Here is a 10,255-nt window from a genome sequence, read left to right as displayed (position 1 = left end):
TAGTTCAGTCGGTTAGAATACCGGCCTGTCACGCCGGGGGTCGCGGGTTCGAGTCCCGTCCGCTGCGCCATATTCGGCAACCTGGAACACTGAACGCCAGGTCGCCACACAAAGCCCGCTCAATGCGGGCTTTTTGCTGTCTGGGATTTGTATCGGTTCGAATCCTGCGCATGAAAAAAGCGGCCCTCGGGCCGCTTTTTGCGTTTTTGCCTACTGCTCGGCGTTACGGCTATGCCGGTAGTCGCTGACGGCTTCATACACCGCCTTGCGCAGACGGTTGATGCCGCCGATGGGGCGATGGGCTTCCAGACCGAACCAGGGGTTGAAGGACTGGTTGTCGCAAGCCAGGTTCTGCGCCGGGGTATCGAAGTCCTGGGCGGGAAGGGTCACCCGCGCCACCGTTTCAAAGGGGGCGTCACTTTCTTTCCATTCAATGCTGGTGTCTTCGATCGGCATGAAACGGTTCGGGTCCTGGCGCTGGACTTGCAGTACGAAACAGGCGCCAACCCGGTCGGTGGAGAGTTGCTGGGTCAGGGCGCTGCGCAGGAAGTTGGGCAGATCCTGGTTCTGTGCTGGCAGGCTGTAGGCCGGGCAACTCTCGGGGTCCGGCATGACCCGGAATTTGGCGTTGGCATTGCCGAACTTGTAGGGCGAGACCGAGTAGTAGGTGGTCTGGGTCGGGCTGGCCGGGGCCGGTGACAGGGTCGCCAGGGCGATGAACAGATGCCGTACCTGCCAGGTGCGCGGATCCCACCCGGGGAAGAATGCGCCGACTTTCTTGCCGTCCGCCTGGGCGGCGATGTTCTGCTGATATTCGGCTACGTCGCTGACGAAGAAATTCGGATGATTGAACATCACGAAGTCCTGTTCACGGCGTTGTGATTCCGACGCCATCAGTTGTTGCCCGGGAACATCCAGTAGCTTGATCGCCATGCCGCGGGCGTCGCGAATACTGTCGAACTGCGGGTAGGCGTTGCCGTTGGACAGGCGTACGACGGCCTGCCAGGTCTGGCCAGGGGTGGCAAATACTCCCTGGCGCAGTGGCGGGCTCAAGTCGTTGAGGACCTGGACCTGTGCCTTCACGCAACCGTGGGCTTTGGCATGGGCATCGCGCAGGTAGCGGGTGCCTTCGCGGTGCTGGTCAACGATGCGTACCGCGGTCTGGATGATGTCCTGGGTGCGGGCTGCCTCATCGGCAGGAACCTGCTCCTGCACCGCTACCGGGCCTCGGTGGTGCCAGGCGAACCAGGCACTGGACAGTGCCCAGCCCAGCAGGCCGATGACCAGTAGCAATAACAGGGTCCTGCCCAGCAAGGCGCCGAGGCGCAGCCACAGTCGGGCCAGCAGGGACGGTCGTTTTCTGGCGAGATCGAGTTTCATGGCAATTGCGACTCCAATGGTCCGCCCAGCACTTTCAGGTATTCCAGCAAGGCCCAGCGTTCTTCTGGCTGCAGCAGTGGGCCGATAACGCCATTGCCACGCTGGCCGGCGCGGAATTCGTGGCCGCTGTTGTGGTTGCCGCTGATGCGGGTATCGAATTCAAAACCGTTCTTGAAGGCTTCCGGGCGATAGCCCAGGTGCTTGGGATCGTACTCGAAGGTGCCGCGGTAGAAGGTTGTCGAGCGCTCTGATTGCGGAGACAGCAGTTGATAGAGGTTGGGTACCGAGCCGTTGTGCAGGTACGGCGGTGTGGCCCAGACCCCGGCCAGCGGGCGGGCCTTGTAGGCGCGCAACTCGCGTACGCCGATCGGCAGCCCGTAGCCGTCCAGCCGCGGGCGCTCCTCGGAGGTGACCTTGGCGTCGCGATAGGCACGCTCTTCGACAAAGGCCGTGATGTAGGCCAGGCCCTTGGCAGCCGAGAGTTGACGCAGGTCCAGCGGTTCGCTGGGTGTCGGGTGCAGCTCGACATTGGACCTGGCCAGTTCGGTGGTATCCCACTGCAAGGAGCTCAGGTCATAGCGCAGGTCGGCGATATTGCTCGCCGAATTCGGGTCGGTGCCAATCACCGCTACCGGAAGCATTTTCAACTGCTGCACGGGGCGGCCGTTGTTGTCGCTGACCGAGGGTACATGGCAGCCGGCACAGTTGCTGGCGAACAGCTCGCGGCCCTTGGCGGCCAGCGGCTTGTCGATCGTGCCCAGCAAGGCTTCCGGCCAGGCCGGTGGCTTGAGGCGCTGCAAGGTTTCCTCGATCAGGTTGAGATCGCGGACACGTACGCTGGAAGGGTAGCGGTCCTCGCCGGTGAGGGGTTGGCCGTTGGCGTCGAACAGGTTCAGGGTGGCGCCAACCCCCAGGGCTTCGCCGATATTGCGCGCCATGGGTTGCTGCGCCGAGCCGTTCCACTGGACCCAGTCGAAGGTCCAGATATCCCAGAGTTGCGGGTAGTCCACCGGGGCATTGGCAATCCGATAGTTCTCAGGGGAAATGGCGTCGCCGAAGCTGGCATTGGCGATGCGGCCAAAGGCGTCGGTACGGCCCGGACCCTCTTCGGTTGGATAGAGGCCGCGATGGGTATCGTTCCAGGCCACCCGCAGGAAGTTATCCAGCGAGACCTTGAAGTCCTTGCGCAGCTGTTCGTGCCTGGCTTCGTAGTCGGCACCCAGCACCTTGCGGGCGAAGCGCTCGAATTTCCAGGGGTTGTAGTAGGTGCTGGTGAGGCTGGCCACGAGGGCCTGGCCGAAGCTGCCACCACGCAGGGTCGGTACGCTGGACGGCAGTACGTGCTGCGCCGAGCCGCCATCAATGCGCAGGGCTTGATGGTTGAAACGAAGCTCGCCGGTGTGGCAGGCAGCACAGGTGATGTCCAGGTATTGTTCCGCGCTGCCCGGATTCTGATGGCGGGCGAAGCCTACGGGCAGGTTGCCGGGATTCTGCGCTGTGGCTTTCTGCCCCGGCTCCACCAGGAAGCCGAAGCGGGCCAGGTACTCGGGAGCGGCAAAGGGCTGCTCGGAGAACGGCAGTTCCAGAGCGCTGAACCATTCATAGCGCAGGCCTTTGACCTGGGTGCCCTGGGGAGTGAAATAGTAGGTCTGGCGATCCTTGGCATCCCATTGGTCCAGGTAGTGCACCTGTTCAACGGGTACATAGTCGGGGAGTTTCGGATTGGCCACGTAGTACAGGACCACTGCCAGGACAATGCCGATCAGCACGGCAATCAACAGCAACACACGATAGATGAGGCGCAAGATGTACTTCCTTGTCGAATTTCGTTTCCTTATGCCTGAGCTCATCTGACGCGGCAAGTAGCCATTACTTGAGCTATGGTTATTCGCGCCCGTTCAAGCGCCTCGGTAAGCGGCCTGGGCAGGGTGTACCCCAGAGCATGAAAACGCGTTTAAAGACGTGAACTTATCGGCCATTTACTACTCTTACGCCGGTAGCCATTGGTCGTGGTCGCCTGATAAGCTCGCGGCTTTATTCGATTGCCCTTTAGGCGCATGAACAAGGAAATAGCATGAAACAGCATCGGTTGGCGGCGGCGGTGGCCCTGGTTAGCCTGGTACTTGCGGGTTGTGATTCGCAGACCAGCGTAGAGCTGAAAACCCCGGCGCAAAAAGCTTCCTACGGTATCGGCCTGAACATGGGCAAGAGTCTGGCTCAGGAAGGCATGGATGACCTGGACTCCAAAGCGGTCGCCCAGGGCATCGAAGATGCCGTCGGCAAGAAAGAACAGAAGCTGAAGGATGAAGAGTTGGTCGAAGCCTTCGCCGCGCTGCAAAAGCGTGCCGAAGAGCGCATGGCCAAGATGAGCGAAGAGTCGGCGGCTGCCGGCAAGAAATTCCTCGAAGAGAACGGCAAGAAAACCGGTGTGACCACCACCGCTTCCGGTCTGCAGTACGAAGTACTGAAAAAGGCTGACGGTCCTCAGCCCAAGCCGACTGATGTCGTGACTGTTCACTACACCGGCACCCTGACCAACGGCACTGTGTTCGACAGCTCGGTAGAGCGTGGCAGCCCGATCGATCTGCCGGTCAGCGGCGTGATCCCGGGTTGGGTCGAAGGCCTGCAACTGATGCACGTGGGCGAGAAGTACAAGCTGTACATCCCGAGCGACCTGGCCTACGGCGCCCAGAGCCCGAGTCCGGCGATTCCAGCCAACTCGGTGCTGGTCTTCGAACTGGAGCTGCTGGGTATCAAGGATCCAGCCAAGCAGGACGCCGCCAAGTAACCTGCGTCAGCGCCTGAAGCAACGCCCCGTTCTTACGGGGCGTTGTCGTTTCTGCAGGTTGCTGCTGGCAAATTATCCGAACCGACGGCAGTGCGGGTGGTCTGAACAGGGTATGAGCGGTAGGTAGTCGCTGGAGGCTGCCAAGTCAATGAAATTATGGGTTTTTTTATGTGAGTAAAAAACGCCCGATCTGAGCTCAGCCCTTATGAAACGGGGCTTTCAGCCGTGAAAAATAGCTCTGTTCACAAGGTTATCCACAATTTGTGTGGATAACATTTCAGTGGGAGTGATGATGAAAGCACCCTGGAATTTTGCTCGTTTCCTGCCGCTGGCGGGGCGCTTGCTGAGCCGCGGCCGTTTGCCCACGCTGCTGTTCGCCGTGGCGAGCAAAGGCGCCAGCCAGAGCGGACGCCTGGGCAAGGTCAAACAGGACCTGCGCTTGTTGCAGGCACTGTGCCTGGCGTACTGGCGTGGCGAGTACCGGGCCATCAGCCCCAAGGCGCTGCTGTCGGTGGTGGCAGGCTTGATGTATTTCCTCAGCCCTGTGGATGCCATTCCCGACTTTATTCCGGTGTTCGGCATGCTTGACGATATCGCTGTTCTGGCTTGGCTGATGAAAACCCTGGATGACGAACTCAACGCCTTCCGAACCTGGCGCAATCGGCAAATGCCGGAAAAACTCGCGGTTGTCGAGCGCTTGCCGGACACTGCGGAGCAATTGCTGCTGGAAGGACCGCAGAAAAACTAAGGGTATTCACCGCCTCCCACAACAATCATGCTCCCCGCGACCATTGCCGCTGTTAGGATTACACTTCAAGGGAAAAGTCCGACTCGCTAAGTGTCGTTGTCCTACGGGGTAGTAATGGATATTCAGATTATTGAACGCGATGGCGAGCCCGAATATGCGGTTCTGCCGTGGGCTCAGTATCAAGCTTTATTGTCAGCCGCAGGTCTTACCGAACAACCACCGCACGCTGCCGCAACTTCTCAGGCAGCGCCACCAGCCCAGAATCTTCCGGGCCTGGATCAATTACGCAGTCTGCGCGAAGGGAAGGGCATCGCCATCGAGGCGCTGGCCCGCAAAGTTGGTATCAGTCCGTCTTACCTGGCCCTGATTGAAAGTGGCGAGCGTCAACCCGACGCTGCGATTCGCCGCAGCCTGGCCTGGGAGTTGACGGTGCCGGGGTGGAGGGAGCAATCGTGAGTGTAAGGATCAGTCGTCAGCACTGGGATGGGCTGTTGGGTGAGCTGGATCAGGCCCGTCGTCAGCGGCATCTTTTAACCTATCGAGCCTTGTTGGAGCGCTTGCAACTGCCCAGCCCGGCCATGCAGACCCTGACAGCCGCGCTGGAGCATCTGGCAGCGCTGGATGCACGGGCCGAACAGCCTTTGCGCAGTTCCCTGGTGATCAGTCAGGGGGCCAGCCGCTTGCCGCGTACCGGCTTCTTCGAGTGCGTGGAGCGTCTGGGGCGTTTTTCCGGCCCTTCCGACGGTGTTGCCGCGGCTTCCTGGCATGCCTCGGAAGTGGTGCGGGTCTTCGAGTACGAGTATCCCGAATCAGCGGAGGCTTGAATGTTCCTGGCACTCAAGGCGCGACTCGGCTATTGGCTGGCGCGCCGTTTGTTTCATTGGCCGTGGTTTGTCCGCCAACCCCGTGTCTGGCGTTGGATGGAAGGTCAGTTCGCGCGCATGGCCAATCTGGGCAATGTCGGTGCGCTGAGCTTTTATGGGCACATCCTGACTTTTCGTGGGCAGGGGCTTGGCGCCCGTCAAGAAGGTCAACGCCTGCTGCGGCTGGCTGCACTGGCGGGGGATGGCAAGGCAGCCTATCAGTTGGGCGTGATCAGCCTGGCCGGCTCGCCCAACAAGGCTCCCGACGCTGTCGAAGCGGCGCGCTGGTGGACGCTTTCGGCCCAGGCCGGGCATCCTCTTGCGGCGCTCAAACTGACGCAGCTCGATCAGCCGACTGATCCCGCAGCGGCTCACTGAGGTTTTGCGCTCCCAGGCTGGCTGCCGCTTCCAGGCTGTCGATCACATGGATGCTGTAGCCCTGGATATTCTTGGCGTGATGCTTGGCCTGGGAGGCCAGCTCCGCCAGTTGGCTGGAGTCCAGTTGGCCACAGGCCTGTGGATACAGGTGCACTACGCCGATGGACAGTGACAGCAAGGGAAATTCCTGACGGATACCTTGCCGATTGGGGGCGACAAAACAGCCGGCTTCCAGGTGTTCGCTGCGATAGAAGCGCCGGCACTGGCTGTGGAAGTCATCCAGCAACTGGTTGAGCCGTCGGCGCCAGTCCTCCGGCCCCAGCACCAGCAGAAAGTCATCCCCACCGATATGTCCGACGAAGTCGCGGCTCGGGTCAACCCGGTCGTTCAGGCATTGGGCCAGGCACAGCAGCACCTCATCGCCGCGGCCATAGCCATAGATATCGTTGAAGGGTTTGAAACTGTCGATGTCGACGTAGCAGATCACCGATTCCCGTGCTTGCTGCAGCAGGCGGCTCAGGCACTGCTGGATCGGCACATTGCCGGGCAGCAGAGTCAGCGGGTTGGCGTAGCGGGCTTGCTGGATCTTCAGCTCCGTAATCAGCTTGAGCACATCGATGACCCGCCCCAGCCCCAGATAATGGCCATTCAAGGTGATGATGAAATCTTCCTCGATGCGTTGGCGGGCGCGGCTGGTGATCAGGCGGCTGACCTGCTGCAGGGACTGGCTGAGTTCGACCGCGAGAAAGTCATCGTTCATCAGGCGGCTGATGGGCTTGCGGGCGAACAGGTCGGTGGCAAAGGGCTTGAGCAGGGCGTCGGAGAGCGAGTGCCGATGGACGATGCCGCAAGGCTGCCCCTGTTCGTCCAGCACCGCGAGGGAGTTGAGGTTGGCTTGCCGGCGAAAGGCTTCCAGGACGTTGGCGGTGGGCGTATTGCGGGCAACGGCCGGTTGCTCGTTGAGCAGCGCACTGAGGTCGCTGCCATCATCGTTGAGGGCCACGCTGGTGTGATCATGCTTGGGCATCATTGCCCGAGCGTCCCTCGGCGGCTGTTCCTGGGGGCGACACAACAGGTAGCCCTGGACCAGGTCGACGCCCATCTCGGTCAGCACTGCCAGTTCTTCGGTCAGTTCGATCCCTTCGGCGATCACCTGGGCGCGGGAGGCTTTTGCGATTTGCAGAATCGAGCCGACGAACTCGCGCTTGAGGGCATCCTGGTGAATGCCGTCGATAAAGTGCCGGTCGATTTTCACGTAGTCCGGGCGCAGCTCCGACCACAGGCGCAGGCTCGAATAACCGGCGCCCAGGTCGTCCAGGGCGATGGAGAAACCCATGTCGCGGTAATGGTGCAGGGCGTTCTGCAGCAACTGGAAATCGTCGATCGGGGTCTGTTCGGTAAGCTCGATCACCACCTGGCTGGGGGGGATGCCGAAGTCCTCAAGCAGCTGCAAGGTACGCCCTGGTTGGTGGGCGGCCTCCAGCAGGGATTCCGGCGAGACGTTGAGGAACAGCTTGCCGGGCAGTTGCTGTTCGCTGAAGCGTTTGCAGGCGCTTTGCCGACAGGCAATCTCCAGCTCGCTCAGGCGCCCGGCCTGGCGCGCGACGGCGAACAGCGCGACAGGGGAGTGCAGAGGGCTGTTTGAGGGGCCGCGACTCAGGGCCTCATAACCCAGGATGCGCCGCTCGGACAGGGAAATGATCGGTTGGAACAGGCTGTGCAAACCGCTTTGAGCCAGGATTGAACTCAATGCACTGAGCTGTTCGGTCGTGGTCATGGCGATCTCTGTCGATAAAAAAAGGACCGGGCGCGGCTCTGGCTAGAGAGCGGCGCCCGGTCCTTTATTTCACGACAGAATGATGACTGTTTAATGACGATCCGAGGAGCGATCGAATTAAATTGCCATCATCCTCAGTGCTTGGCCACCGAGGTGTTGAGCTTCAGATAGTCCAGCAGGATACGCCCGGTTTCACTCAGGTAGGCGTCGTCTTCCGGCTTGGTCTTGTCCGGCTCGGCAGCAGCCAGTGCATCTTCGTCTTCTTTCTTCAGCTCTTTGAGCGGCTCCTCGCCCTTGGCTTTGCGACGGGCGTTTTCCAGGGCCAGTTGCTTGGCTTCGATATCGGCATGTTGCGCCCGACGATCGGCTTCATTGAGGCTGACGGTTTTTTCCGCCATCAGTTTCTGTGCCAGGGCCAGCTTGTCGCGGATGAACACGAACTCCGGATCTTTCGCCGAGCGGCTTTCGTGTTCGGCCTTGAGCTGAGCCAGGAACGGTTTGAACGGGTCTACCGCAGGCTTGATGGCCGGGCGGATGGTGTCCCATGGCATGGCTTCAGGCAGGGCGCTTTCGCCGATTTCCTTGGTGTCGATGATCGACGGATAGCCGATATCCGGCAGCACGCCCTGGTGCTGGGTGCTCTGCCCGGAAACCCGGTAGAACTTGGCCAGGGTCAGCTTCAGCTCGCCGTGGTTCAGCGGCTGGATGGTCTGCACGGTGCCTTTGCCGAAGGTCTGGCCGCCGATGATCAAGGCGCGGTGGTAGTCCTGCATGGCGCCGGCGAAGATCTCCGAAGCCGAAGCCGAGAGACGGTTGACCAGCAGTGCCATCGGGCCTTTGTAGAAGGCGCCGGGGTTTTCATCTTCCAGTACATCCACCCGGCCGTCGGCGTTGCGCACCAGCACGGTAGGCCCCTTGTCGATGAACAGGCTGGTCAGCTCGGTGGCTTCCTGGAGGGAGCCGCCGCCGTTGTTGCGCAGGTCGATGACCACACCGTCGACCTTGTCTTTCTGCAACTCGGTCAGCAGTTTCTTCACGTCACGGGTGGTGCTCTTGTAGTCCGGGTCGCCAGCACGGAAGGCCTTGAAGTCCAGGTAGAAGGCCGGGATCTCGATCACCCCGAGCTTGTAGTCCTTACCATCCTGCTTGAGGTTGAGGACCGACTTCTTCACCGCCTGGTCTTCGAGCTTCACCGCTTCGCGGGTGATCGGCACGATCTTGCTGGTCTGGTCGTTTGGCGCATTGCTGGCCGGGATCACCTCCAGGCGTACCAGGGTGCCTTTCGGACCACGGATCAGCTTGACCACTTCGTCCAGGCGCCAGCCCACCACGTCGACCATTTCCTTGTCGCCCTGGGCCACACCGATGATCTTGTCCGCAGGGGCTACCTGCTTGGTCTTGTCGGCAGGACCTGCCGGCACCAGGCGCACGACCTTGACCTGATCATTGTCGCTCTGCAACACGGCGCCGATGCCTTCCAGCGACAGGCTCATGTTGATGTCGAAGTTTTCCGCGTTATCCGGCGACAGATAGTTGGTGTGCGGGTCGTAGGACATGGCGAAGGTGTTGATGTAGGCCTGGAAGATATCTTCGGCACGGGTCTGGTCCAGGCGCGCCAGCTGGTTCTTGTAGCGCTTGGTCAGGGTTTCCTGGATCTGCTTGGGATCCTTGCCGGCGATCTTCATCCGCAGCACTTCGTCCTTGACGCGCTTGCGCCACAGGTCGTCGAGTTCGGCGGTGGTCTTGAGCCAAGGAGCATCCTTGCGATCGATCAGCAAGGTTTCCTTGGTGGTGAAGTCGATCTTGTCGACGCCCTTGTTAAGCTCGGCCAGGGCGAAGTCCAGGCGGGATTTGACCCGGTCCAGATAGCGCTTGTAGATGGTGAACCCGGCGTTCAGGTCGCCGCTCTTGAGGAAGTCGTCAAACTGGGTTTTCCATTTGTCGAACTCCGCGATGTCGCTGGCCATGAAGTAGCTGCGCGACGGATCCAGCAGCTTCAGGTAGCTGTCGTAGATGATCACCGAGCGCGCATCATCCAGCGGCGGTTTGCTGTAGTGATGACGTTTGAGCAGTTCAACGACATTGAGGCTGGCAATTACCTCATCGCGATCGGGCTGAAGATTGTCCCAGCTATTGGCTGCGAACGTATTGGTCGACATCGGCAGCAGGCCGAAACCAATGAAAAGAGCGAGGGCGGTGCTGGGGAACAAATGCTTCATGCTGATTCGACGCGGGGGCAATTGATAACGCATATTAGGCCGTCTTTGAAGTCGCCGGTTCCATAAGGACCGGTCGCATAATGCAAAAAGCCCGGTGCTACC

General features: G+C 60.6%; 9 protein-coding genes. 5 read left to right on the top strand and 4 right to left on the bottom strand.

Annotated elements, in window-relative coordinates; translation table 11 throughout:
• Positions 1 to 210 precede the first annotated feature (210 nt).
• Together AC07R1_RS29975 and AC07R1_RS29970 are read right to left on the bottom strand one after the other, a co-directional pair.
• On the bottom strand, positions 211 to 1,380 hold the full coding sequence (locus AC07R1_RS29975; RefSeq protein ID WP_011062669.1) for a catalase family protein: 1,170 nt from the start codon (positions 1,378 to 1,380) through the stop codon (positions 211 to 213).
• Positions 1,377 to 3,185 (bottom strand): di-heme-cytochrome C peroxidase, encoded by a 1,809-nt coding sequence (locus tag AC07R1_RS29970; protein ID WP_495111221.1) that lies wholly within the window; start codon positions 3,183 to 3,185, stop codon positions 1,377 to 1,379. The genes AC07R1_RS29975 and AC07R1_RS29970 overlap by 4 nt, the downstream gene beginning before the upstream one ends.
• A gap of 269 nt (positions 3,186 to 3,454) precedes the next feature.
• Here AC07R1_RS29970 and bamJ point away from each other — a divergent pair, with 269 nt between their 5' ends.
• The 5 genes from bamJ to AC07R1_RS29945 all read left to right on the top strand — a co-directional run bounded on the left by bamJ (position 3,455) and on the right by AC07R1_RS29945 (position 6,157).
• Positions 3,455 to 4,168, top strand: a complete 714-nt coding sequence (gene bamJ / locus AC07R1_RS29965) for a BamJ family beta-barrel-assembly machinery protein (protein WP_011062667.1) — start codon at positions 3,455 to 3,457, stop codon at positions 4,166 to 4,168.
• A 292-nt stretch (positions 4,169 to 4,460) separates the two neighbouring features.
• Entirely contained in the window at positions 4,461 to 4,916 is a 456-nt protein-coding gene (locus AC07R1_RS29960) for a YkvA family protein (RefSeq protein WP_495111220.1), read from the top strand.
• A gap of 114 nt (positions 4,917 to 5,030) precedes the next feature.
• Positions 5,031 to 5,372 carry a helix-turn-helix domain-containing protein gene (locus tag AC07R1_RS29955; protein ID WP_015636619.1) on the top strand — a complete coding sequence of 114 codons (342 nt, stop codon included), beginning with the start codon at positions 5,031 to 5,033 and terminating at the stop codon, positions 5,370 to 5,372.
• Positions 5,369 to 5,740, top strand: coding sequence for a hypothetical protein (locus AC07R1_RS29950; RefSeq protein WP_003179080.1), 372 nt, complete (start codon positions 5,369 to 5,371; stop codon positions 5,738 to 5,740). The genes AC07R1_RS29955 and AC07R1_RS29950 overlap by 4 nt, the downstream gene beginning before the upstream one ends.
• Complete coding sequence (locus tag AC07R1_RS29945) at positions 5,741 to 6,157, top strand: SEL1-like repeat protein (protein ID WP_311166283.1); 417 nt, start codon at positions 5,741 to 5,743, stop codon at positions 6,155 to 6,157. It abuts the gene before it with no gap.
• Here AC07R1_RS29945 and AC07R1_RS29940 read toward each other — a convergent pair.
• Positions 6,108 to 7,934 carry a bifunctional diguanylate cyclase/phosphodiesterase gene (locus tag AC07R1_RS29940; RefSeq protein ID WP_015636618.1) on the bottom strand — a complete coding sequence of 609 codons (1,827 nt, stop codon included), beginning with the start codon at positions 7,932 to 7,934 and terminating at the stop codon, positions 6,108 to 6,110. The two genes, AC07R1_RS29945 and AC07R1_RS29940, sit on opposite strands and share 50 nt — an antisense overlap.
• A gap of 134 nt (positions 7,935 to 8,068) precedes the next feature.
• The gene (locus AC07R1_RS29935) at positions 8,069 to 10,153 is read right to left on the bottom strand and encodes a carboxy terminal-processing peptidase (protein WP_173476968.1); all 2,085 of its coding nucleotides are present in this window, start codon (positions 10,151 to 10,153) and stop codon (positions 8,069 to 8,071) included.
• Positions 10,154 to 10,255 lie beyond the last annotated feature (102 nt).

It is taken from the genome of Pseudomonas sp. GW821-FHT07F01 (assembly GCF_059418825.1).
Note: the sequence above shows the minus strand (reverse complement) of the source record. Positions and strands in the feature narration are given on the sequence as shown.